The sequence below is a fragment of the Halomonas stenophila genome (genome assembly GCF_014192275.1).
Lineage (GTDB): Bacteria > Pseudomonadota > Gammaproteobacteria > Pseudomonadales > Halomonadaceae > Halomonas > Halomonas stenophila.
In genome coordinates, this window is sequence record NZ_JACHXR010000001.1 from 876,216 (window position 1) to 898,193 (window position 21,978).

21 protein-coding genes are annotated in these 21,978 nt (G+C 70.6%); 14 read left to right on the forward strand and 7 right to left on the reverse strand.

What is annotated here, in order from left to right:
- Nucleotides 1-25 precede the first annotated feature (25 nt).
- Nucleotides 26-1,405 (forward strand): type II toxin-antitoxin system HipA family toxin, encoded by a 1,380-nt coding sequence (locus tag FHR97_RS03965; RefSeq protein ID WP_246403709.1) that lies wholly within the window; start codon nt 26-28, stop codon nt 1,403-1,405.
- Nucleotides 1,402-1,719 (forward strand): helix-turn-helix transcriptional regulator, encoded by a 318-nt coding sequence (locus tag FHR97_RS03970; protein WP_183382433.1) that lies wholly within the window; start codon nt 1,402-1,404, stop codon nt 1,717-1,719. The genes FHR97_RS03965 and FHR97_RS03970 overlap by 4 nt, the downstream gene beginning before the upstream one ends.
- 5 nt (nt 1,720-1,724) lie before the next feature.
- Here the strand turns inward: FHR97_RS03970 and FHR97_RS03975 are convergent, their stop codons facing one another.
- Together FHR97_RS03975 and FHR97_RS03980 are read right to left on the reverse strand one after the other, a co-directional pair.
- Nucleotides 1,725-4,862 (reverse strand): efflux RND transporter permease subunit, encoded by a 3,138-nt coding sequence (locus FHR97_RS03975; protein WP_183382434.1) that lies wholly within the window; start codon nt 4,860-4,862, stop codon nt 1,725-1,727.
- A complete protein-coding gene (locus tag FHR97_RS03980) occupies nt 4,859-6,088 on the reverse strand; it encodes an efflux RND transporter periplasmic adaptor subunit (RefSeq protein WP_183382435.1) in 1,230 nt (409 codons plus the stop codon). The genes FHR97_RS03975 and FHR97_RS03980 overlap by 4 nt, the downstream gene beginning before the upstream one ends.
- A gap of 151 nt (nt 6,089-6,239) precedes the next feature.
- On the opposite strand from FHR97_RS03980, the gene FHR97_RS03985 reads away from it, so the two are divergent.
- Nucleotides 6,240-7,511, forward strand: coding sequence for an ATP-binding protein (locus tag FHR97_RS03985; RefSeq protein WP_183382436.1), 1,272 nt, complete (start codon nt 6,240-6,242; stop codon nt 7,509-7,511).
- Nucleotides 7,512-7,546: 35 nt separating this feature from the next.
- Nucleotides 7,547-8,086, forward strand: a complete 540-nt coding sequence (locus FHR97_RS03990; RefSeq protein WP_183382437.1) for a response regulator transcription factor — start codon at nt 7,547-7,549, stop codon at nt 8,084-8,086.
- 96 nt (nt 8,087-8,182) lie between these two features.
- Here the strand turns inward: FHR97_RS03990 and FHR97_RS03995 are convergent, their stop codons facing one another.
- Together FHR97_RS03995 and hybE are read right to left on the reverse strand one after the other, a co-directional pair.
- The gene (locus FHR97_RS03995) at nt 8,183-8,953 is read right to left on the reverse strand and encodes a 3-hydroxybutyrate dehydrogenase (RefSeq protein ID WP_183382438.1); all 771 of its coding nucleotides are present in this window, start codon (nt 8,951-8,953) and stop codon (nt 8,183-8,185) included.
- A 69-nt stretch (nt 8,954-9,022) separates the two neighbouring features.
- Nucleotides 9,023-9,448 (reverse strand): [NiFe]-hydrogenase assembly chaperone HybE, encoded by a 426-nt coding sequence (gene hybE, locus FHR97_RS04000; protein ID WP_183382439.1) that lies wholly within the window; start codon nt 9,446-9,448, stop codon nt 9,023-9,025.
- Between the two features lie 113 nt (nt 9,449-9,561).
- Here hybE and FHR97_RS04005 point away from each other — a divergent pair, with 113 nt between their 5' ends.
- From FHR97_RS04005 to FHR97_RS04015, 3 genes are all read left to right on the forward strand, one after another.
- Nucleotides 9,562-10,383: an inositol monophosphatase family protein gene (locus tag FHR97_RS04005; protein WP_183382440.1), complete on the forward strand. Its 822-nt coding sequence runs from the start codon at nt 9,562-9,564 to the stop codon at nt 10,381-10,383.
- A 131-nt stretch (nt 10,384-10,514) separates the two neighbouring features.
- The gene (locus tag FHR97_RS04010) at nt 10,515-10,784 is read left to right on the forward strand and encodes a GrxA family glutaredoxin (protein WP_183382441.1); all 270 of its coding nucleotides are present in this window, start codon (nt 10,515-10,517) and stop codon (nt 10,782-10,784) included.
- A 149-nt stretch (nt 10,785-10,933) separates the two neighbouring features.
- Nucleotides 10,934-11,701 (forward strand): VOC family protein, encoded by a 768-nt coding sequence (locus FHR97_RS04015; protein ID WP_183382442.1) that lies wholly within the window; start codon nt 10,934-10,936, stop codon nt 11,699-11,701.
- 172 nt (nt 11,702-11,873) lie between these two features.
- Here the strand turns inward: FHR97_RS04015 and FHR97_RS04020 are convergent, their stop codons facing one another.
- Together FHR97_RS04020 and FHR97_RS04025 are read right to left on the reverse strand one after the other, a co-directional pair.
- Nucleotides 11,874-12,536 carry a CoA transferase subunit B gene (locus FHR97_RS04020; RefSeq protein ID WP_183382443.1) on the reverse strand — a complete coding sequence of 221 codons (663 nt, stop codon included), beginning with the start codon at nt 12,534-12,536 and terminating at the stop codon, nt 11,874-11,876.
- 206 nt (nt 12,537-12,742) lie between these two features.
- Nucleotides 12,743-13,444: a CoA transferase subunit A gene (locus FHR97_RS04025; RefSeq protein WP_183382444.1), complete on the reverse strand. Its 702-nt coding sequence runs from the start codon at nt 13,442-13,444 to the stop codon at nt 12,743-12,745.
- A gap of 139 nt (nt 13,445-13,583) precedes the next feature.
- On the opposite strand from FHR97_RS04025, the gene FHR97_RS04030 reads away from it, so the two are divergent.
- The 7 genes from FHR97_RS04030 to FHR97_RS04060 all read left to right on the forward strand — a co-directional run bounded on the left by FHR97_RS04030 (nt 13,584) and on the right by FHR97_RS04060 (nt 20,706).
- Nucleotides 13,584-14,486 carry a LysR family transcriptional regulator gene (locus tag FHR97_RS04030; protein ID WP_183382445.1) on the forward strand — a complete coding sequence of 301 codons (903 nt, stop codon included), beginning with the start codon at nt 13,584-13,586 and terminating at the stop codon, nt 14,484-14,486.
- Nucleotides 14,487-14,516: 30 nt separating this feature from the next.
- Nucleotides 14,517-16,466: an acetoacetate--CoA ligase gene (locus FHR97_RS04035; RefSeq protein WP_183382446.1), complete on the forward strand. Its 1,950-nt coding sequence runs from the start codon at nt 14,517-14,519 to the stop codon at nt 16,464-16,466.
- 101 nt (nt 16,467-16,567) lie between these two features.
- On the forward strand, nt 16,568-17,437 hold the full coding sequence (locus FHR97_RS04040) for an acyltransferase (protein ID WP_183382447.1): 870 nt from the start codon (nt 16,568-16,570) through the stop codon (nt 17,435-17,437).
- A complete protein-coding gene (locus FHR97_RS04045) occupies nt 17,386-18,282 on the forward strand; it encodes a LysM peptidoglycan-binding domain-containing protein (RefSeq protein WP_183382448.1) in 897 nt (298 codons plus the stop codon). Before FHR97_RS04040 ends, FHR97_RS04045 begins: the two co-directional genes overlap by 52 nt.
- 113 nt (nt 18,283-18,395) lie before the next feature.
- Complete coding sequence (locus FHR97_RS04050) at nt 18,396-19,553, forward strand: glycosyltransferase family 4 protein (RefSeq protein WP_183382449.1); 1,158 nt, start codon at nt 18,396-18,398, stop codon at nt 19,551-19,553.
- On the forward strand, nt 19,525-20,064 hold the full coding sequence (locus FHR97_RS04055; RefSeq protein ID WP_183382450.1) for a phosphatase PAP2 family protein: 540 nt from the start codon (nt 19,525-19,527) through the stop codon (nt 20,062-20,064). The genes FHR97_RS04050 and FHR97_RS04055 overlap by 29 nt, the downstream gene beginning before the upstream one ends.
- A gap of 24 nt (nt 20,065-20,088) precedes the next feature.
- Nucleotides 20,089-20,706 carry an alpha-ketoglutarate-dependent dioxygenase AlkB family protein gene (locus FHR97_RS04060; RefSeq protein WP_183382451.1) on the forward strand — a complete coding sequence of 206 codons (618 nt, stop codon included), beginning with the start codon at nt 20,089-20,091 and terminating at the stop codon, nt 20,704-20,706.
- Nucleotides 20,707-20,802: 96 nt separating this feature from the next.
- Here FHR97_RS04060 and gcvT read toward each other — a convergent pair whose 3' ends face one another.
- On the reverse strand, nt 20,803-21,912 hold the full coding sequence (gene gcvT / locus FHR97_RS04065) for a glycine cleavage system aminomethyltransferase GcvT (protein WP_183382452.1): 1,110 nt from the start codon (nt 21,910-21,912) through the stop codon (nt 20,803-20,805).
- Between the last annotated feature and the right edge of the window lie 66 nt (nt 21,913-21,978).

Sequence of the window (21,978 nt, forward strand, 5' to 3'; positions counted from 1 at the left end):
TCACGATTACATCATAGGCTAGACTATGAGCATTATCCTGCTCACCGAGTCCAGCATGCAGCTCACCATCCAGATCTACCGCCAGGGCCGATGGCAAGACGCGGCCCGCCTGGAACTTCCGCATCCGGAACGCGGCACGCGCGGTCCCGCCCGGCTCGGCTACCTGCAGGACCATGCCCTGCAGTGGATGTCCCATGACGACGAGCACGCCTGCAGCTTGACCCTGCCGGTCGAGCTGATGATGCGGCACCACGGTGAGCGCTGGTTCGGCTTTCTCGAGGACATCATGCCGGCCGGGGCGAGCCGACGCTACTGGATACAGCACCTCGGCATCCAGGACCTGGCCCCCGGCGAGCAGGACAGCGAGCTGCTGCGCCTGGGCACCATCGCGCCGGTCGGCAATCTGCGCATCCGCGAGGCCGTGCCGCCTCGCCCCCCGGGCGGCACCCTGGAGGCCCAGCGCTTCCCGCTCAGCGATGTCATCGATCGCCATACCGATTTCCTCGAGTATGCCCAGCAGATGGGCGCCGCCAGCGGCGGGGCCACCGGCGCCGGCGGCGAGGCCCCCAAGCTGCTGGTGCGTCGCACGCCCGGCGGCGCGGTCTGGATCGACACCTGGCAGGACGACCCGACCAATCTCGATCCCCACTTCCTGGTCAAGTTTCCCCGCGGCCGGCGCAGCGCCGACGACTGCGACATCCTGCGCGCCGAGTACCACTACTACCGGGAACTGGCCGATCTCGGCGTCGACACCGTGCCCCGCCAGGGCCTGCAGCTGACCGAGGGAGAGCGCTACCCCTCGCTGTGGCTGCCTCGCTTCGACGTCGAGCCCCGCGAGGGGAAACTGTGCCGCTTCGGCCTGGAGTCCGTCTATGCCCTGCTCGGGGCGGCCCCGGGAACCCACCTGCGCCACCCTTCGGTGCTGGCACGGCTGGTCGCGTTGCTCGAGCGCCAGCATCGGGTGCGCGAGCTCGGCGAGCCCTTCGACCGGGCGGGCTTCGTGATCGAGTGGGTCAAGCGCGACCTGCTCAACGTGGCCTTCGGCAACTCCGACAACCACGGGCGCAACGCGGCCCTGCTCAAGCGCCCGGAGGGCATCTGGCACGCTCCGGTCTACGACTTCGCCCCCATGAAGGCCGATCCCGAGGGGGTGACGCGCACTACCCAGTGGGGCCCGCCGCTGGAACAGGGCGGCGACTTCGACTGGCCCGCCATCGCCCGGGCCCTCGGCGAGCTGGTCGAGCCGGACCGCCTGATGGCCGAGCTGGAGCGCCTCGGGACCCGCCTGCATGGCCTGGGGGAGCGCCTGGCGGCGCGTGGTGTTCCCGAACGCATCCTGAGCATGCCCGCCGTGGGGCTCGGCCATCTCGACCGACGGTTGACGCGCTGGGGACTGTCACCATGAAACCGACTCCCATGACACCCGAGGAGCGCGAGGCGGCGCTGCTGGATCAGCTCCGGCGCCTGATGCGCGGCGAGCTCAGCGAGGGGCAGGTGCTGCGCCACCTGCGCCGCGAGGTGCTGGGCCTGTCCCAGGGCGCCTATGCGGAGCTGGTGGGCGTCAGCCGGCGCACCCTGTCCGATCTCGAGCGGGACGCCGGCAACGCCTCCATGGCCAGCATGAACCGCGTCTTTCGCCCCCTGGGCCTGAGGGTCGGCCTGGTGCCCCGCCAGCCCGCCCTGCTGGCTCGCCTCGCCGAGGACGCCGACGGCCCCTGAGGCCGTCAGGCGGTGTCCTGGCCGGCGCCATGCGCCCGCGCCGCATGGCGCCCGAGGCGTGAGCGCAGGTGCTCCAGGTAACTGAGCAGCACCGGGATCACCGCCAGCACCAGCAGGGTCGAGAGGCCGAGACCGAAGGCGATGGACACGGCCATGGGGATCAGGAACTGCGCCTGCAGCGAGGTTTCGAAGAGCAGCGGCGTGAGGCCGCCGATGGTGGTCAGCGAGGTCAGCAGCACCGCCCTCACCCGCTGCACCACCGCCTCGTTGAGGGCCGCATCGATGGCCAACCCCTGGCGGCGCTGCTGGCGGTAGAAGGCTACCAGGATGATGGCGTTGTTGACCACGATGCCCGACAGGCCGAAGAGCCCGAACAGCGACAGCATGGTCAGGTCGAGCCCCAGCAGCCAGTGCCCCAGCAGGGCGCCGACCAGCGCCAGCGGGATGATCGCCATGACGATCAGCGGCAGGCTCCAGGAGGCGAAGACCCAGGCCAGCACCACGTACATCAGGGTGAACCCCACCACCAGCCCCACGCGCATGTCGGCGAAGGTCTCCCGCTGGTCGGCGGAGCGCCCCTCGAAACTGTAGCGCACGCCGTGGTCGCGCATCAGCGCCGGCAGCACCGAGGCCTCCAGCCCGGCGAGGACACCATCGACGCTGTTGACCTCGGTATCGACGTCCGCGGTGACCTCCACCGCCAGCCGGCCGTCGGCATGGCGCAGCGCCTCGAAGCCCTGGCGATGGTCCAGGGTCATGACCTGGTCCAGCGGCACGAAGCGCCCGTCCGAGGTGCGGATCGTCAGGCGCGCCAGGGTTTCCAGGCGTTCGCGCTGGTGGCGGGGCAGCAGCACCCGCACCTCGACCTCGTCGGGGCCGTCCTGGAAGACCTGCACCAGCCGGCCGTCGAAGGCGGCGCGCAGCTGGCGGCCCAGCTCCCGGGTGGTCAGGCCGAGCGCCTCGCCGCGGGGGCTGACCCGGTAGATCAGCTGCTCCCGGCCCCAGGGCATGTCGTCCTCGGTGTCGTGGACCCCCGGCAGCTCCGCCAGCGAGCGCGCCAGGGACCCGGCCGCCCGCTTGAGCGCCTCCGCCGACTCCCCGGTCAGGCGGACATTGACGTCCTTGCCGGGCGGCCCGGCGGCGCGCTCGGAGATGGTCAGGGTCTCCAGCCCCGCCGGCAGCGCCAGCCGCTCCCGCCAGGCGCGAATGAACGCGTCGTTACGCACCGTTCGGTCGTCGGAGGGGGTGAGCTCGACCATCAGCGAGCCCAGGTTGTCGCCGGCGCGGGAGGGCTCGCCACCGACCAGGATCGTCCCGTGGCGGGTCACCACGTGCTGCACCAGCCCCCCGCCCAGAGCCTTGTCGGTGGCCTCGAGGCTCGCCTCCATCCGGGCCAGCAGCCGGTCGACCCGGTCCCGGTCGGTGCCGGCGACGAAGCTGGCATTGGCGTAGAGCACGGTGGGCTCCGGCGTGGGAAAGAAGTTGAAGGCCAGCCGGCCGCCCATCAGCAGCCCCAGGGTGACCAGCACCACGGCCACCGCCGCGGCCAGGGTCGAGGCCCGGTGGCGCAGGGTCAGCGCCGAGAAGCGCCGGAAGGGCCCTGCGCGGAAGGCGTCGAAGGCGGCCTCGAAGCGCTCCCGGGGGCGTGACAGCCGGCCGGCACGGCGCGCCCGGCCCGGCACGAAGGCATTGCGCAGGTGGGCGGGCAGCACCACGAAGCACTCCAGCAGCGAGGCGATCAGCACGCAGATCATCACCACCGGGATATCGCCGAGGATGTTGCCGATCACCCCGCCCACCAGCAGCAGCGGCATGAAGGCCGCCACGGTGGTCAGCGACGAGGCCAGCACCGGCCAGAGCATGCGCCTGGCCGCGCCCTCGGAGGCATGCCGGGGGGCCTCGCCCTGGCGGAAATGGGCGTCGGCATCCTCGCCGACCACGATGGCATCGTCGACGATCACCCCCAGCGCCATGATCAGCGCGAACAACGAGATCATGTTCACCGAGCCGCCGATCACCCAGAACACCGTCATGGCACCGAGGAAGGCCGTGGGAATGCCGATGGCCACCCACAGCGCCACCCGGGCCGGCAGGAAGAGGTAGAGCAGCCCGAGCACCAGCACCAGGCCCCCCAGGCCATTGCTGATCAGCAGCCCGATGCGTTCGGCGATCAGCCGCCAGGTCTCGTCGTGGACCTCGAGGCGGACCGAGGGCGGGAGTTGCGGGCGCGTCTCGTCGAGCCAGCGCTGCAGGGTCTCGGCGGCGGCCAGGGAGTTGCCGTTCTCGGCCCGCTGCAGCTGCAGCTCCACCGCCGGCCGGCCGTCCTGGCTGAGGGTGACCTGGCCGTCGCGGGATTCCCGGCGAATGGTGGCGATGTCGCCGAGCCGCAGCTGGACCCGGTCGCTGCTGAGGATCGGCAGCTCACCGAAGCCGGCGGCGCTGCGGCGCTGCTCCACGGCGCGCAGCTCGCGGGCGCTGTCCTGCTGGCCGAGCAGCCCCGCGGGCAGGTCCCGGGACATCACGTCGATGCGTTCGGCGATCTCGTCGAGGCTGAGCTGCAGGCCCTGCAGGCGCGCCACCGGCACCTCGATGCTGATCTGCTGCTCGGGCAGGCCCTGGGTCTCGACCCGGTCGATGCCGGCCTGCAGCAGGGCGTCCTCGAAGCGGTTGGCCAGCTGGCGCAGCTCCCGCTCGGAGACCGCACCGTGGATCAGCAGGCGGGCCACGGGCTCGTAATGGGCCACCCGGCTGACGCGGGGCGGCTCGGCGTCCGCCGGCAGGTGGGTGAAGTCGTCGACCTGCTGGCGGACGTCGTCGAGGGCCAGCACCGGATCGGCGCCTTCCTGGAACTCGAGGGTGATACTGGAGACGCCCTGGGCCGAGGTGGAGGTCATGCGCTTGAGCCCGTCGAGGCTGCGCAGGCGCTGCTCCAGGGGAATCGTCACGCCCTGCTCGACGTCCTCGGCGGCGGCCCCGGTCCACAGGGTGCGCACGCTGATGATGTCCAGGGCGAAGTTCGGGAAGAACTGGATGTTCATCCGCGCCAGCCCCAGGGCACCGCCCAGCAACATCACCAGCATGACCAGGTTGGCGGCCACGCGATGATGGACGAAGAAGCCGATCGGCCCCCGGCGACCGCTCATGTCCCCTCCTCGGCGGTGTCGCGCTCGACCTTGAGGCCCTGGACGGCATTGGGCAGGTGGGTGGTGATCACCCGCTGCCCGTCGGCCAGGGTCTCGCCGGCCACCAGCACCCAGCTCTCCCCGTCGGGGCCGGGCACCTGGCCGCGGCGGGACACCGCGAGGCGGCGCATGCGCCCGTCGGCGTCCATCAGGTAGAGCACATCGTCGCCGTAGAGGGCGCTGGCCGGCACGGCCAGGGTATCCTCGGCGACCGGGCGCTCGAGGCGCACGTCCACCAGGCTGCCGGGACGCAGGCCCGCGTTCGCGCCCTCAAGGCGCAGGATCGCCTCGACGCCGGCGGGATCGCTCTCGCCGGCCAGCCCGGTGAGCACGAAGCGGGCCGCCTCCCCGTGCGCCACCAGGCGCCGGCCGGCGGCCAGCGCCTCCGACAGTTCGGCCTGGTAGGCCCGCGGAATCGTGGCCCTGAGTTCCAGGCCCTCCCGCGGGTAAACCGACAGCAACTCGGCCCCCTCGCTGACCCGCTCCCCGGGGGCGGCGGCGATGCCGGTGACGATGCCGTCGAAGGGCGCCTCGACCCGGGCACGCTCGGCATCCCGGCGGGCCTCGGCGAGTCCGGCGCGGGCCTCGGCGAGGCCCGCCTCGAGGCCGCGCAGGCGGGCCGGATGCTCGGCGATGCTGCCCTCCCGGGCATTGACCGTGACCCGAGCCCGCGCCAGGGCATCGCGGGCATCGTCGAGGGCCGCCTGCGAGGCCAGGTTACGCGCCACCAGGGAGCGGTTGCGTTCCAGCTGGCGCCGGGCGTTGTCCCGCAGCTCGCGCTCGCGCACCAGCGCGGCCTGGTCACGCTCGTGGCGGATGCGCGCGGCGTCGATCTGTGCCTCGAGATCCGCAACCCGGGCCTCGGCACGCGCCACCGGGGGACCGGTATCGGCATCGTCTAGGGCGACCAGCAGCTCGCCCGCGGCGACGTGCTGGCCCTCGCGCACCGGACGCTCGGCCACCCGGGCGGTGAGCGGCGCGGTGACCGTCACCCGCTCCGGGGCCGTGATCTCGCCGTACAGGGGCAACACCGGCACCCGGTCGGCGAGCCTCACGGTCAGGGTCTCGACCCGCCAGCTGCGCTCCTGGGGGGTCACCGTGGCCGGCTCGGGGCGGGTCACCCTCAGCCCCACGAAGGCCGCCACGCCCAGGGCGAGAATCAGCAACGGGATCAGCAGTCTTCGCATCGAACGGCGCCCATCGGCAAGAATTCGCAACCTCCAATATACAGCCTGGGCCCGCCGGGGGCAGCCGGGCGACACATCGCCGCGCGGACGGAGAGGCGGCGCACCGGGCCAATCGGTTATCATCGCGGCACCGATCGCCTGCGGAGTCCCCATGCAAGCCGCCCTGCCCCTGCCGCTGTCCACCCCCAACCGCAACCTGGTGCGCCTGACCATCGTGCGCGGGATCACCTGGACGGGGTTCCTGGCCGGCATCGTCATCGGCGTCGAGGGACTGGGCTTCGCCCTGGACCTTCCCGCGGTGATCGGCGTGATCCTGGTGATGGGCCTGATCAACGTCGGCACCTGGTGGCGCCTGGGGCGTCCCCGCGCCGTCACCCACCGGGAGTACCTGAGCCACCTGCTCGCCGACGTGGGCGGGCTGACCCTGCTGTTCTACTTCACCGGGGGCTCCACCAACCCCTTCATCAACTACTACCTGGTGCCGGTGACCATCGCCGCCGCCACCCTGCCCTGGCGCCATGCCTGGGCCGTCGCCGCCGCGGCCATGGCCGGCTACAGCTTCCTGATGTTCGTCTACCATCCGGTGCCCCAGCTCGGCATGCCCCATGCCGAGACCACCATCAACCTGCATACGCTGGGCATGTGGCTGAACTTCGCGCTGTCCGCCGGCCTGGTGACCTTCTTCCTCTACAAGATGGCCCGGGCCCTGCGCAGTCGGGAGCAGGCGCTGTCGCGCACCCGGGAAGCGGTGCTGCGCAACGAGCAGGTGCTCGCCGTGGCCACCCAGGCCGCCGGGACCGCCCACGAACTGGGGACCCCGCTGTCGACCATGGCCGTGCTGCTCAAGGAGATGCGCGAGGACGCCCGGGGCGACACCCAGCTGGAGACGGACATCGACCTGCTGCGCCAGCAGGTCAACACCTGCAAGTCACGCCTGCGCCACCTGGTGGACAGCGCCGATCGTCGCCGCATGGCCCAGCCCGAGGTTCGCGAGGCCGGCGACTGGCTCGCCACCGTGGTGCAGCGCTGGCTGGTGCTGCGCCCGGACGTGGCGCATCGCCTCGAGATCGCCGGGCGCCGTGGCCAGCCCCGGCTGGCGGTGGACGCCACCCTCGACCAGGCGCTGACCAACCTGCTCAACAATGCCGCGGACGCCAACCCCGACGACATCACCATCCAGCTCGACTGGAACGACGAGGAGGTGGTGATCGACATCCGCGACCATGGTCCCGGGGTGGCACTGTCCATCGCCGACCAGCTGGGCGACACCTTCGTCTCCACCAAGAGCAAGGGGCTCGGCATCGGCCTGTTCCTGACCCATGCCACCATCAACCGCTTCGGTGGCGGCGTGAGCCTGTACAATCATCCCGAGGGTGGCACCCTGACCGAGGTGACCCTGCCCCGAAGCGACCCCGCGGCCTGAGCCGCCAGGGTCATCGACTCCCCCGCGAGGATGCCATGCAAGACACCGCCCAACGCCTGCTGATCATCGACGACGACGAGATGTTCTGCCAAGTGCTGCATCGCGCCATGAGCCGCCGCGGCTTCGAGGCCCTGGTGGCCCACGATGCCGCCGAGGCCCTCTCCCTGGCCCGCCAGCACCAGCCGGAACTGGCCACCCTGGATCTCAAGCTGGAACAGGAGTCGGGACTCAAGCTGCTGCCGGACCTGCTGGAACTGGTCCCGGACTGCCGGGTGGTGGTGCTGACCGGCTACTCGAGCATCGCCACGGCGGTGGAGGCGATCAAGCTCGGCGCGGTGAACTACCTGTGCAAGCCGGCGGACGCCGACGAGGTGCTGGCCGCCCTGGGCCGGGAGGAAGGCGACCCCCAGGCCGAGGTGGCCGAGCATCCGCCCTCGATCAACCGCCTGACCTGGGAGCATATCCAGAAGGTGCTGCAGGAACACGACGGCAACATCTCCGCCACCGCCCGGGCGCTGGGCATGCACCGCCGCACCCTGCAGCGCAAGCTGCAGAAGCGGCCGGTAAGGCGCTGAGGCGCCAGAGGGAAGAGGGAAGCCAAGATCGGTGCTTGTCTTCCCTCTTCCAGGCGCGAAGCGCCGTTCTTCCTTCTTGAAGCGGCGCAGCGCGTCTTATTGCGCCGTCCACCCCAGGTCGATGTTCCAGCTCGCGCCGGTGACCGCCCCGGCGGCATCGGAGGCCAGGTAGCCGACCAGCGAGGCCACCTCGGCGGGATCGATCAGCCGCTTGACCGCGGCGTTCTTGAGCATGATCTGCTCGACCACCTCCTGCTCCTCCATGCCGTGCAGTTTGGCCTGGTCGGCGATCTGGTTGTCGACCAGCGGCGTCTTCACGTAGGCGGGGCAGATGGCGTTGGCGGTGATGCCCTGGCTGCCGCCCTCCAGCGCGGCGGTCTTGGTCAGGCCGATCATGCCGTGCTTGGCGCTGATGTAGGCGGCCTTGCCCGGCGAGGCCACCTGGGCATGCACCGAGGCGACATTGACGATACGCCCCCAGCCCCCCTCGCGCATGGAGGGCCAGGCCGCCTGGGTCAGCAGGAAGGGCGCGGTCAGCATCAGGTCGATGATGCGACGCCACTGATCCTCGGGGAAGTCCTCGATGGGCGAGACGTGCTGGATGCCGGCGTTGTTGACCAGGATATCCAGGTGGCCGAAGCGCTTGAGGGCCTCCTGAACCGCCGCCTTGCAGGCCTCGCCGTCGGTCAGGTCGGCCTGGAAGAAGGCGGCCCCGGCCCGCTCGGCGACCTCCTGGCCGGCGGGGTTGAAGTCCACGGCCAACACCTGGTGGCCCTGCTCGCAGAGGTGGCGTACCACGGCCTCGCCGATGCCGCTGCTGGTCCCGGTGACCAGGGCGACGCGGGGGGTGGGGGCAGTTGCGGTCATGTCGACTCCTTGAGGGTTGCCGGGAGATGGGCCCGTCCAGCATAAGGGCCCGCCACGCACAGCACCAGTTCAGGGCGGCGGCGTCATGACCCTTTCCATCAACCGCTGGGCCAGGCGGCTGCCTTCCTGCAGCGAGCCGACATCGGACAGGTCATCGAGCAGTTCGCAGACCCACAGCCGCGGCTGCCCCTCGAGGACCAGGGGGCGGAAGGGATAGACCCCGGAGGGCAGGGACACCCGCCGCAGGGCCTCGGGCGCGGCGGGCGGCTCGTCCTGGAGTGGCACCAGGGCCAGCGACAGCGACAGCGGGGTGATCAGCGCGCCGAGCAGCACCTCGCGCCCCTCCCCCAGGGCATGGGGCTGGAAGCACAGCGCATCCACGCCCAGCCGGGGATTGTAGCGCGCCTCGGCCTTGGCCGCCCTGAGATGGCGGTGCTCCCAGGCCCGGGCCAGCTGCTGCAGCCGAGCGTATTGTTCGGCCGTCAATGCCTGCATGTCGTCCTCCGAAGGGTGTCGAGGCGACAGTATAGGGGCTCGGCCCGGCATTCGGCAGTGGCCGGGCGAGCTGCTAGCATGAAGGCGTCCTTCCCCCAGCCCGAGGAGCCGTCATGAGCCCCGAGAACCGCCTCGAGATCGCCGTCGACATCGCCCGCCACGCCGGGCGCCTGATCGCCGAGGCCCGCGAGGAAGGCGGCATCGAGCACCGCTTCAAGCACGGCCAGGAGCTGGTGACCGATACCGACGTCGAGGTGGACACCTATATCGGCGATCGCCTGGAGGCGAGCTTTCCCGACGAGCATCGCCTCAGCGAGGAACTGGCCCCCGACCGCGAGGCCCTCGAGCACACCCAGGACATGTGGGTGGTGGACCCCATCGACGGTACCGTCAACTTCGCCCATGGGCTGCGCCACGTGGCCGTCTCCATCGGCTGGGTGAGCGGCGGTCACCTGAAGCTCGGGGTGGTCCACGCGCCCTTCCTCGACGAGACCTTCACGGCCCTGGCCGGCCGCGGCGCCTGGCGCAACGGCGAACCGATCCATGCCAGCCGCACCCGGGACCTGGCGCGCTGCCTGGTGGGGACCGGCTTCCCCTACCGTCGCGACAGCCGCCCGCCGCTGATGCGCCGGCTGATGGCCGTGCTCACCCACTGCCAGGACGTGCGGCGCAACGGCTCGGCGGCCCTCGACCTCTGCGACGTGGCCTGCGGGCGCCTCGATGCCTACTACGAGAGCGTCTCGCCCTGGGACTTCGCCGCCGGCCTGCTGATCGCCCGGGAGGCCGGGGCCCGCACCGGCCATCTCTATCCCGGTCCCGGCGGCATCCCCGAGGAGCTCTACGGCGAGAACCTGCTGGTCACCAGCCCCGCCCTCTACGACGATCTCGGCAACCTGCTGCGCCGCGCCGATGCCAGCGAGCTGGAGACGTTCTGAGGCCCGCCCGATAGTCCTCGGCAATGACCCCATCAGGCCTCGCCTATTGGCCAAATCCGCTGTGCTCGTTCACAATGGCGCCAGATTTTTCCCGCCCCCTTTCACGCATCCACGGATGCAAGGAGTAGTTGATGTTCGTCGTTATCTTCGGTCGTCCCGCCTGCCCGTTCTGCGTGCGCGCCAAGGCACTCGCCGAGAAGCTCGAAGGCGCCGGCGCCATCACGGGCTTCCGTTACGTGGATATCCACGAGGAAGGCATCACCAAGGCCGATATGGAGAAGACCATCGGCAAGCCGGTCGAGACCGTGCCGCAGATCTTCGTCGACCAGGCCCACGTGGGCGGCTTCACCGAGTTCGACCAGTACGCCCGCGACCGGGAGTGGCTGACCGCCAGCGCCTGAGCCTCCGGCGCCGCGCACCGAGAACCGCCTACGGGCGGTTCTCGCGTTTCGGGCCCCGGCGTTCCTGCCTCGTTGAATCTGCCCACACCCCCGCCGCTTACACTGCGTAGTGTCAGCGCACAGGGCACCAGCACAGAGGGCGAGGCAGGATGCAACGTGAAGAGTTCGTTCAGCAACTATGGCTGGACTATGTCCACCACCACCCGGATATCGGCGGGCTGCGGCTGTGGCCGGTGGAGACCCCACCGGAATATCTGGCCCTGCTGACCCTCAACCATGGCCCCTGGTCGATGGAGGCGCTGCTGCCGACCCTGGTGCGCTTCGGCTACCGTCCCGTGCAGCGCTATGCCATGGCCGACCGGGGGCTGCTGGTGACGCTGCTGGCCGCCCCCGACGAGGGCGCCTGGCTGGTACTCGCCGAGCTGCAGCTCGGCACCCTCTCGCGGAGCCCCCGGGCGGCCCTGGAGCAGTTGGTGGCGCAGGCCCCGCCCGAGGCGACCCGTGGCCAGAACCTGCTGTGTCGCGCCCGGCCCTGGCCGATGCCCGACTGGGCGAGCTACCAGGCCCTGGCGGCGGCCCATCCGCTGGCCGGCTGGCTGGCGGTCATGGGGCCCGGGCTGCATCACCCGGGCTTCGACTGCGCCCGCCTCGGCGAGGAAATCGGCCGGCTGGACACCCGCCTGCGCGACAATGGCCTGAGCGGTGACGCCGACCGCCACCATGGCGTCTTGCCGATTTCCCCCCTGCTGGACTACCGCTTCTATCCGACGCTGCCCCGTCGGCTAGCCTTCGCCGAGGGCGATGAGCATCGGCTGGCCCTGGGCGGGCTGGCGCTCGTCCAGAAGCAGGTCAGCGCCAACCAGGAACGCACCGTCGAGCTGCTGCTCCCCCACCATACCCGCTGCGAGCTCAGCTGACCGGACCATCCACAGATTCTGTGGATAACGCTGTGCACCGGTGACGGACAAGCGTCCGGGACCGGCCTGGCAGCGAGGTGTCGCTTGGAATGGTCAGATTTTCGGCATCCCGACACGCCTCGGCCCGGACACGCGGTCCGGGCCGAGGCGAGGTGGGGCGAGACGGGCCGCGTCACTCGGCGAAGGTCATCTCCGGCACGTGCTCCGGCACGATCAGCTTGCCGGCCGTCTTCTCGACGATCTCCTCGACGGACACCCCCGGGGCGCGTTCCTTGAGCACGAAGGCGCCGTTCTCGATCTCCAGGTAGGCGAGGTCGGTGAGCACCCGGTTGATGCAGCCGGCGCCGGTGAGCGGCAGGTTGCACTGCTCGAGCAGCTTTGATTCGCCGTGCTTGGAGGCGTGGGTCATGGTGCAGATGATGTTCTCGGCCCCCGCCACCAGGTCCATGGCGCCGCCCATGCCCTTGATCAGCTTGCCCGGGATCATCCAGGAGGCGATGTTGCCGTGCTGGTCGACCTCGAAGGCGCCCAGCACGGTGAGGTCCACGTGGCCGCCACGGATCATGGCGAAGGACTCCGCCGAGGAGAAGATCGCCGCGCCCGGCCGGGCGGTGACCGTCTGCTTGCCGGCGTTGATCATGTCCGGGTCCAGTTCCTCCTCGGTGGGGAAGCGCCCCATGCCCAGCAGGCCGTTCTCGGACTGCAGCATCACGTCGATGTCGTCCGGGACATGGTTGGCGACCAGGGTGGGGATGCCGATGCCCAGGTTGACGTAGAAGCCGTCCTCGAGTTCGCGCGCCACGCGCATTGCCATCTGTTCGCGAGTCAGTGCCATCTTGATGCCTCTTGTATCTTGTAAGGGATGAGCGCCGGTGAACCCTGCTCGAGGCCAATGCCGGCGGCAGATCTACGAGGAGGCGCTGTGAACCCTTCCCTGGGCGCTACCGACGCCATTCCATGGCGTAGGACCTCCTCTACGATCTGCCCCCGGCGCCTCTCGCGCTATCCAACGGCGAATGTCCGGGAGATGGAGCGAAACCCTCAGCCCTGGTGGACGGTGCGCTTCTCGATGCGCTTCTCGAAGTTGCCCTGGATGATGCGATCGACGTAGATGCCCGGGGTGTGGATCTGGTCCGGCGCGAGCTCGCCGGGCTCGACGATCTCCTCGACCTCGACCACGGTGATCTTGCCCGCGGTGGCGGCCAGCGGATTGAAGTTCTGGGCGGTGTCGCGGTAGACGACGTTGCCGTAGCGGTCGGCCTTCCAGCCCTTGACGATGGCGAAGTCCCCCACCACGGACTCCTCGAGGATGTAGTGCCGGCCGCCGAACTCGCGGACCTCCTTGCCCTCGCCGATGGGCGTCCCGTAACCGGTGGCGGTGTAGAAGGCAGGAATGCCGGCGCCGCCCGCCCGCATCTTCTCGGCCAGGGTGCCCTGCGGGGTCAGCACCACCTCGATCTCGCCTTCCAGCATCTGCTGCTCGAAGAGCGCGTTCTCGCCCACGTAGGAGGCATGGATGGTGCCGATCTGGCGGTCTTCCAGCAGCAGGCCCAGGCCGAAGCCGTCGACGCCGCAGTTGTTGGAGTAGACGGTCAGGTCCTTGACGCGCCGCCGCTTGATCTCGGCAATCAGGTTCTCGGGGATCCCGCACAGCCCGAAGCCGCCGGCGATGACGGTCATACCGCTCTCGATGCCGGCCATCGCCTCTTCATAGGAATTCACACGCTTGTCGAATCCGGCCATATCGCTGCCTCAACTGGTTGGAGGATGGTTGTTATCGCGGTCCTGGCAGTGTCGCGGGAGGCAATATATTTGTTAAGTTTGTTTTTCTTATCGATTATTTTATATTTCAAATCAATCGACGCCGCCGTGGAGGCCGTCCATGACCGTCAAGCAACTCCGGGCCTTCCTCGCCGTGGCCCAGACCCTGAGCTTCACCCAGGCCTGCGAGCGACTCCACCTCTCCCAGCCGGCCCTGAGCCTGACCGTCAAGGGCCTGGAGGAAAGCCTGGGCGGACGGCTGCTGACCCGCAGCACCCGCAGCGTGCGGCTGACCCCGGAAGGCGAGTCCCTGGTCCCGCTCGCCGAGCGCCTGCTGGCCGACTGGGACAACACCGAGGAGCTGTTGCGCCAGCGCTTCACCCTGCGCCTGGGCCGCGTCGCCGTGGCCGCCATGCCCTCCTTCGCCGGCAACCAGCTGCCCGGCGTGCTGATGGCCTTCCGCCAGCGCTATCCGCGCATCAACGTGACCGTCCACGACGTCATCAACGAGCAGGTCATCGACATGGTCCACCAGGGCCGCGTCGAGCTGGGCATCGCCTTCGAGCCCGAGGCCGCCCAGTCGCTGCACTTCGCCCCGCTGTACCGGGACCGCTTCGTCGCCGTGGTCCCGGCCGACTCGGCCCTGGCGACGCGCGCCTCGATCGACTGGCCGGCGCTGCTGACCCGGGACTTCATCACCCTGCAGCGCCCCTCCATGGTCCGCCGGCTCCTCGAGCAGCAGCTGCGCCTGCAGGGGATCGAGCTGCCGGTGGCCTTCGAGAGCCACCATCTGGCCACCGTCGGGCGCATGGTCGCCAGCGGCCTCGGCGTCAGCGCCGTCCCCTCGCTGTGCATCCACCAGATGCAGGAACTCGGCGCGCGCTGCCTGTCGCTGCATGCGCCGGTCATCGAGCGGGCGGTGGGCATCCTCTCGCCCAGCGCCGATGACCTCTCGGTGGCCGCCCAGGCGCTGCGGGAGGTGCTGCAGGAAACCGTGTCGACCCCGGTGCTAAGCTCAGGGTAGACATCGCGGCACGGCGCGGGAGGCAAGCATATGGCCACTCCAGTCTGGCAACCGTCCCCCGAGGCGATCGCGAGCACCCAGATGACGGCCCTGATGCGCCGCATCGAGGATGCCCATGGCGATGCCCTCACCGACTACGGGGCCCTGCACGCCTGGAGCCTCGCCCATCCCGAGGCCTTCTGGTCGCTGCTGTGGGAGACCTTCGATATCGTCGCCGAGACCCGCGGCGAACGGGTGCTCGTCGACCCCGAGGCGATGCCCGGCGCCCGCTGGTTCCCCGAGGCACGACTCAACTTCGCCGCCAACCTGCTGCGCCGCCGGGACGACCACCCGGCCCTGGTCGCCCTGGACGAGCGCGGCCGGCGCCGCAGCCTGGGCTACGACGAGCTGCATCGCCGGGTGGCGCGCCTGGCCGCCGCGCTGCGCGCCAGCGGCGTGACAGCCGGCGACCGGGTCGCCGGCCTGGTGCCCAATGCGGAGCCGGCGGTGATCGCCATGCTGGCTACCGCCCGTCTCGGCGCCGTCTGGTCCTCCTGCTCGCCCGACTTCGGCGTCCAGGGGGTGCTCGACCGCTTCGGCCAGATCGAGCCCAAGGTGCTGATCGCCGCCGACGGCTACACCTGGAACGGCAAGGCGATCGATATCCGCCCGCGACTGGCGCAGGTCACCGCGGCCCTCGAGGGCCTGGCGGCCGTGGTGGTCTTCCCCTTCCTCGACGACCGACCCGACCTCGGCGACATCCCGGGCGCGGTGGCCTGGGACGACTACCTGGCCGGGGAGGCGGACGAGCCGGCCTTCGCCGCCCTGCCCTTCGACCATCCGCTCTATATCCTCTACTCCTCGGGCACCACCGGCACGCCCAAGTGCATCGTCCACGCCGCCGGCGGCACCCTGCTCCAGCACCTCAAGGAGCATCGCCTGCATACCGACCTGGGCGCGGACGACGTCTTCTTCTACTACACCACCTGTGGCTGGATGATGTGGAACTGGCTGGTCTCGGGACTCGCCAGCGGCGCCACCCTGGTGCTGTTTGACGGCGCTCCCTTCGCGCCGTCTCCCGACGCCCTCTGGGCGATGGCCGAACGCGAGGGCGTGACGGTGTTCGGCACCAGCGCCCGGTATCTCGCGGCCTGCGAGAAGGAAGGCCTCGCGCCGGGCCGGGACCACGACCTCTCGCGGCTGCGCGCGGTGCTCTCCACCGGCTCGGCCCTGGCCCATGAATCCTTCGACTATGTCTACCGGGACATCAAGGCCGACCTGCTGCTCGCCTCCATCTCCGGCGGCACCGATATCGTCTCCTGCTTCGCCCTGGGCTGTCCGATTCGCCCCGTCTACCGCGGCCAGTTGCAGTGCCGCGGGCTGGGCATGGCGGTGGACGTCCTCGACGACGACGGCCGGCCGCTGCGCGGCGAGAAGGGCGAGCTGGTGTGCACCCGGCCCTTCCCGGCGATGCCCATCGGCTTCTGGAACGACCCCGACGGCAGGCGCTATCACGACGCCTACTTCGCCACCTTTCCCGGCATCTGGGCCCACGGCGACCTCGCCGAGATCACCGCGGAGGACGGCCTGATCATCCACGGCCGCTCCGATGCCGTGCTCAACCCCGGCGGGGTGCGCATCGGCACCGCCGAGATCTACCGCCAGGTGGAGAAGGTCGAGGACGTGCTCGAGTCGTTGTGCATCGCCCAGCAGTGGCAGGACGATGTGCGGGTGGTGCTCTTCGTGCGCCTGCGCGAGGGGCTGACCCTGGACGACGCCCTGCGCCGGAGAATCCGTGACACCATCCGCGCCAACGCCACGCCGCGGCATGTCCCGGCGAAGATCCTCCAGGTCGACGACCTGCCCCGTACCCGCTCGGGCAAGCTCGTGGAACTGGCGGTGCGCAACGTCGTCCACGGGCAGCCCGTCAAGAACCGCGAGGCGCTCGCCAACCCCGAGGCCCTGGCACTCTTCGAGGACCTGCCCGACCTGCAGGAATGACGGCTTCCACCGCCACGTCGTTGCTCCTGGCCATCTCCGCTGGGCACCCTCGCCTCGATCCATTAGCATTGCCTTTCTCGACGATGACCAAGGAGACCGGCATGTCGACCCTCAGGGGGATCGTCAGTCTGCTGATGCTGACCCTCAACACCCTGTTCTGGGCGGTGCCGCTGATCGCGCTCACCCTGCTCAAGCTGGTCACGCCGGGGCGTCCCCTGCGTCGCCGCGTGCTTGTCGGGCTCAACGCCATCGCCCGCTGGTGGGTCGACGGCAACCTCTGGTGGATGCGCCACTGGGTAAGGCCCGACCTGCGCCTGGAGCTGCCGGACGGCCTGACCCGGGACGACTGGTGGCTGGTGCTCTCCAACCATCGCAGCTGGACCGACATCTTCGTGCTCTTCATGGCCCTGCACCGGCGCATCCCCATGCCGCACTTCTTCGTCAAGCGCCAGCTGATCTGGCTGCCCGTGGTCGGCCTGGCCTTCTGGGCCCTGGAATTTCCCATGTTGCGGCGCCTGAGCCGGGAGCAGCGGGAGCGTCACCCGCACCTCGCCCGTCGTGACCGGGAAGCGACCGAGCGCATGTGCCGCCATGCCCGGGAGCGGCCCATCGCCATCTACAACTTCGTCGAGGGCACCCGCTTCACACCGGCCAAGCATGCCGCGCGCCACAGCCCCTACCGTCACCTGCTGCCGCCCCGGGCCGGCGGCATCGCCCAGGTCCTGGGCCTGCTCGGTGACCGCCTCGGCGGCATCCTCGACGTGACCATCAGCTACGACAATCCCGAGCCCCGCTTCTGGGACTTCCTCTGCGGCCGCGAGCAAACCATCCACCTGCGAGCCCGCCATCTGGCGGTGCCGGCCTGGATGCAGCAAGGCGATTACCACCAAGACCCGACCTACAAGGAACGCTTCCACTCATGGCTCAACGCCCTGTGGCAGGCCAAGGACGCCGCCCTCGACTCGCCCTGATCCTGCTGATCCTCCTGCTGGCCGGTTGTGCCGGAACGCCCACGGGCGCCCTGCGGGGCGGCGAGCCGCTGGCCGGCAACTGGATCACCATCCAGCGCGGCGATACCCTCGGCGGGATCGCCCGGCGCGCCGAGGTGCCGCTGGTCCGCCTGCGCCGCTTCAACCCCGGCGTCGACCCGCGCCGCCTCGCCGTGGGGCAGCGTCTGCTGGTCCCCAGCCGCCGCGAGCGGGCGCCCTCCGACGGCCCCTACCGCTATCAGGTGCGCCCCGGCGACACCTACACCGCCATCGCGCGGCGCTTCGGCACGGCCCCCGGCCGGGTGGCGGCGGCGAACCCGGGGATCGCGGCCACCGACCTCGAGGTGGGGCAACTGATCCAGGTGCCGTTGGGCGGCGACCGGGGCATGGCCACGCCGGCCCCTGCGCGCCCGTCGCGGGCCCGCCTGCCGGACCCCGGCGAGGTGCCACGCCAGGCCAGCGGCTGGCCCTGGCCCCTCGACGACTACCGGGTGGCACGGCGCTACGGCCCCGATGCCCGCGGCACCCTCCAGCCGATGCTGCTGGCGACCGGCGAGGGGACCCGGGCCAGGGCCGTCGCCGATGGCCAGGTGCGCTTCGCCGGCAGCATGCGCCAGCTGGGCCGGGTGGTGATCGTCCATCACCCCGACAACCTGCAGAGCGTCTACGCCCTGTGCGAGACGCTGCTGGTCGAGAGCGGCAAGGAGGTCCGTCGCGGCACGCCGCTCTGCGAGGTCGGCCTGCATGCCGCCAGCGGACGCCATGAGCTGCTCTTCGACATGCGCCATGGCGGCAAGCCCATCGACCCGACCACGGTACTGCGCTGATCCGTCGGGGCTGTCATCCCCGCTTCACCGCGCTGTCGCCCCGCTGTCACGCGCCTCGGGCATCGTCGTGACTGACGGGGGCCATCCCGGCCCACGATGCCACGAGGGACGACATGCGCATCTGCCTGGTCAGCGAAACCTGGTCACCGGACATCAATGGCGTGGCCCATACCCTGGGACGCCTCAGCGACGACCTGCTGCGGCGCGGCATGACGCTGCAGCTGATCCGTCCGCGCCCCGCCGGGGATCCGCATGTCGCCCAGGGCATCGCCGCCGAGCTCCAGGTCCGCGGCGTGTCGGTGCCCGGCTACCGGGAGGTGCGCCTGGGCCTGCCCGCGGCACGCCGCATCCGCCGCCTCTGGAAGGCCGACCGCCCCGACGTCGTCTATCTGGCCACCGAGGGGCCGCTGGGCTGGTCGGCGCTGGGCGTGGCCGAGCGACTCGGCATCCCCGTGGTCGGCGGCTGGCACACCAACTTCGATCACTACTGCCGCGACTATGGCGTCGGCTGGCTGTCCTCCCTGGTCACCCGGCGACTGAGGCACTTCCACAACCGCTGCGGGGCCACCCTGGTCCCCACCCGGGACCAGGCCCGGTCCCTCACCGCCCGGGGCTTCGAGCGCGTGCGGGTGATGGCCCGAGGCATCGACGGCGAGCACTTCTCCCCCCGCCACCGGGACCCGAGCCTGCGCGAGGCCTGGGGCAGCGACGCCCATCGGCCGGTGGCGCTCTACGTGGGCCGGCTGGCCCCCGAGAAGAACCTCGACCTGCTGCGTGACACCTTCACGGCCATGCTCGCCGCCCGCCCGGACATGACCCTCGTCGCGGTCGGCGACGGCCCGGGCCGGGCAGCGCTGGAGAAGGCGCTGCCCGAGGTCCACTTCACCGGTTTCATCGATGCCGCGAGCCTGGCGCGCCACTATGCCAGCGCCGACCTCTTCATCTTCCCTTCCATATCCGAGACCTGGGGCAACGTGCTCCTCGAGGCCATGGCCAGCGGCCTGGCCACGGTGGCCTTCCGCCACGCCGCCGGCGCCGAATTGATCGACGATGACGTCAACGGCGTCAGCCTGGCCGTCGGCGACGAGGCCGGCTTCCTCGATGCCGCCGTTACGCTGTGCCAGCAGCCGGCCCGCTATGGCCGGCTGGGGCGGGCCGCCCGGGAACGGGCGCTGCACTATCGCTGGCCGGCCATCGCCGACGACTTCCTCGCCGCCCTGACCCTTGCCCGGGAGATGTCCGATGAAACCTCGCGCCCCTGCCGTATTTGAACGCCTCGACCTGCTGGAGTGGCAGCTCTGCCAGCGCCTGGCCGGCTTCAGCATCCACCGGCCCTGGCTGGCCACCCTGCGCCTGGCCAGCAAGCTCGGCGACTGGCCGATCTGGGTCGCGGTGATCCTCGCCCAGCCCTGGCTGCACCCCCAGGCGGGCTGGCGACTGGCCGCCCAGTATGCCCTGACGGCCGCGGCGGCCATCGTCGTCTACCGCCTGCTCAAGACCCGCCTGTGCCGCGAGCGCCCCTTCATCACCTTCGCCACCATCCGCTGCCAGGAGCCGGCCCGGGACCGCTACAGCTTCCCCAGCGGGCACACCATTCACGCGGTGATGTTCCTGACCCTGGTCACGGCCCACAGCCCCGCCCTGGTGCCGGCCCTGGTCCCGCTGGTGGCACTGATCGCGATGTCGCGGGTCGGCCTGGGGCTGCACTACCTCAGCGACGTGGCCGCCGGCGCGGCGATCGGCTATGCCTTCGCCCTGGCGAGCCTGGCCCTGGCCGGCTAGCCGGCGGGCTGGCATCCTCGGGGCATGGCCCCGTTCGACCCTCCCCGCGGCGAAACGCTGCTGGCCTCGCCGGCACTGACCCGGTTCACCGAGCTGCTCGGCGCTCCCGCCGCGGCCAGCGCCCTCGACCGCCTGGACCACGAGCTGGACTGGCAGCAGCCGCGGCTGCGCCTCTACGGCCGCGAGCATCCGATCCCGCGACGCCAGGTCTGGATGGGCGACGCCCGCTACCGCTACTCGGGCCGGGACTTCCTTCCGACCCCCTGGCACCCGACGGTCGTGGCCATCCGCGATGCCGTGATCCAGCGCCTCGCCCAGGCCGGTCACCCGACCCGCTTCAACAGCGTGCTGCTCAATCGCTATGCCACCGGCCGGGAGCGCATGGGCTGGCACAGCGATGACGAGCCGGAACTGGGCCCCGCCCCGCTGATCGTGGGCGTCTCCCTGGGCGCCGACCGCCCGCTGCGCTTCCGCTGGAAGGACCGCCGCGCCCCGGCCTTCAATGTGGACCAGCCCCACGACAGCCTGCTGCTGATGGGCCCCGGCACCCAGGCGGCGCTCGAGCATGCCCTGCTGCCGCGCCGCAGCAGCGGCCTGCGCATCAGCCTGACCTTTCGCTGGATCACGCCGGTCGCTCCCTGACGGGACGCGGGCATCAACCACCCCCGGGACCATGGAAAACGGCCACCCCTCTCGGGATGGCCGCTGGCAGGGAAACCTGGAGATAACGGTATAATATCAGCCGCGATAGTAACCCGGCGGCACGAAGGGCATCTTGCTGACCGTCATCGGCAACCGCTTGCCGCGCACCTCGGCATACACGGTGCTGCCGACCTCGGCCTGGTCGATGGTCACGTAGCCCATGGCCACCGGCTTGCCGACGCTGGGACCGAAGCCGCCGGAGGTCACCGCGCCGATGCGATTGCCGTCGGCGTCGAACAGTTCGGTGCCCTCGCGGACCGGCGCCCGGCCCTCCCCCAGCAGGCCCACCCGCTTGCGCTGGTGGTCCTTCTCGGCGACCTGGTGCAGGATCAGGTCGGCCCCCGGGAAGCCGCCGGGACGCTCACCGCCCCGCCGGCGCGGCTTGCCGATGGCCCAGATCAGGCCCCCTTCCACGGGGGTGGTGCTGGTGTCGATATCGTGGCCGTACAGGCACAGCCCCGCCTCGAGGCGCAGCGAGTCCCGCGCGCCCAGGCCGATCGGCTCGACCTCGTCCTCGGCGAGCAGGCGACGTGCCAGGGCCTCGCTGTGCTCGGCGGCTACCGAGATCTCGAAGCCGTCCTCGCCGGTATAGCCGCTGCGGCTGATCCACACCTCGATTCCCTCGATGGTGAACTTGCCGTGCTGCATGAAGACCATGCGGCAGGCGTCGGGACACAGGCGCTGCATGACGGCGGCGGCCTTCGGCCCCTGCAGGGCCAGCAGGCCACGATCCAGCACCTCGATCTCGTGGTCGGAAAGGCCGCGGCGCAGGTGGGCGATGTCCTGCTCCTTGCAGGCGGCGTTCACCACCAGGTAGAGGTGGTCGCCGGCATTGACGATCATCAGGTCGTCGAGGATGCCGCCCTCCTCGCTGGTGAACAGGCCGTAGCGCTGCATGCCTTCGGCAAGGCCGATCAGGTCCGCCGGCACCAGGGTCTCCAGCGCCCTGGCCGGCTCGGGCCCGCGCAGCAGCACCTGCCCCATGTGCGAGACGTCGAACAGGCCGCAGGCCTGGCGGGTGTGCTCATGTTCCTTCTTCACGCCGAGGGGGAACTGCACCGGCATGGCATGGCCGGCGAAGGGCACCATCTTGCCGCCCAGTTCGACGTGCAGATCATAAAGCGGGGTCTTGCGTTGTTCGGTCATCGGATCGGTTCACCCTTCCCGTGAGTGGAAAGCGGGCGTGGCCGGCCCCGGGCCGGCCACGCCGTC

Excerpts from the sequence above, each read along its gene's own strand:
- FHR97_RS03970 (WP_183382433.1), top strand. The coding sequence starts at position 1,402 with ATGAAACCGACTCCCATGACACCCGAGGAGCGCGAGGCGGCGCTGCTG.
- FHR97_RS04020 (WP_183382443.1), bottom strand. The coding sequence starts at position 12,536 with ATGGCACTGACTCGCGAACAGATGGCAATGCGCGTGGCGCGCGAACTC.
- FHR97_RS04035 (WP_183382446.1), top strand. The coding sequence starts at position 14,517 with ATGGCCACTCCAGTCTGGCAACCGTCCCCCGAGGCGATCGCGAGCACC.
- FHR97_RS04010 (WP_183382441.1), top strand. The coding sequence starts at position 10,515 with ATGTTCGTCGTTATCTTCGGTCGTCCCGCCTGCCCGTTCTGCGTGCGC.
- FHR97_RS03990 (WP_183382437.1), top strand. The coding sequence starts at position 7,547 with ATGCAAGACACCGCCCAACGCCTGCTGATCATCGACGACGACGAGATG.
- FHR97_RS04015 (WP_183382442.1), top strand. The coding sequence starts at position 10,934 with ATGCAACGTGAAGAGTTCGTTCAGCAACTATGGCTGGACTATGTCCAC.
- FHR97_RS03975 (WP_183382434.1), bottom strand. The coding sequence starts at position 4,862 with ATGAGCGGTCGCCGGGGGCCGATCGGCTTCTTCGTCCATCATCGCGTG.
- FHR97_RS04030 (WP_183382445.1), top strand. The coding sequence starts at position 13,584 with ATGACCGTCAAGCAACTCCGGGCCTTCCTCGCCGTGGCCCAGACCCTG.
- FHR97_RS04055 (WP_183382450.1), top strand. The coding sequence starts at position 19,525 with ATGAAACCTCGCGCCCCTGCCGTATTTGAACGCCTCGACCTGCTGGAG.
- FHR97_RS03995 (WP_183382438.1), bottom strand. The coding sequence starts at position 8,953 with ATGACCGCAACTGCCCCCACCCCCCGCGTCGCCCTGGTCACCGGGACC.
- FHR97_RS04060 (WP_183382451.1), top strand. The coding sequence starts at position 20,089 with ATGGCCCCGTTCGACCCTCCCCGCGGCGAAACGCTGCTGGCCTCGCCG.
- gcvT (WP_183382452.1), bottom strand. The coding sequence starts at position 21,912 with ATGACCGAACAACGCAAGACCCCGCTTTATGATCTGCACGTCGAACTG.
- FHR97_RS04005 (WP_183382440.1), top strand. The coding sequence starts at position 9,562 with ATGAGCCCCGAGAACCGCCTCGAGATCGCCGTCGACATCGCCCGCCAC.
- FHR97_RS04040 (WP_183382447.1), top strand. The coding sequence starts at position 16,568 with ATGTCGACCCTCAGGGGGATCGTCAGTCTGCTGATGCTGACCCTCAAC.
- FHR97_RS03965 (WP_246403709.1), top strand. The coding sequence starts at position 26 with ATGAGCATTATCCTGCTCACCGAGTCCAGCATGCAGCTCACCATCCAG.
- FHR97_RS03980 (WP_183382435.1), bottom strand. The coding sequence starts at position 6,088 with ATGCGAAGACTGCTGATCCCGTTGCTGATTCTCGCCCTGGGCGTGGCG.
- FHR97_RS04050 (WP_183382449.1), top strand. The coding sequence starts at position 18,396 with ATGCGCATCTGCCTGGTCAGCGAAACCTGGTCACCGGACATCAATGGC.
- FHR97_RS04025 (WP_183382444.1), bottom strand. The coding sequence starts at position 13,444 with ATGGCCGGATTCGACAAGCGTGTGAATTCCTATGAAGAGGCGATGGCC.
- hybE (WP_183382439.1), bottom strand. The coding sequence starts at position 9,448 with ATGCAGGCATTGACGGCCGAACAATACGCTCGGCTGCAGCAGCTGGCC.
- FHR97_RS03985 (WP_183382436.1), top strand. The coding sequence starts at position 6,240 with ATGCAAGCCGCCCTGCCCCTGCCGCTGTCCACCCCCAACCGCAACCTG.
- FHR97_RS04045 (WP_183382448.1), top strand. The coding sequence starts at position 17,386 with ATGGCTCAACGCCCTGTGGCAGGCCAAGGACGCCGCCCTCGACTCGCC.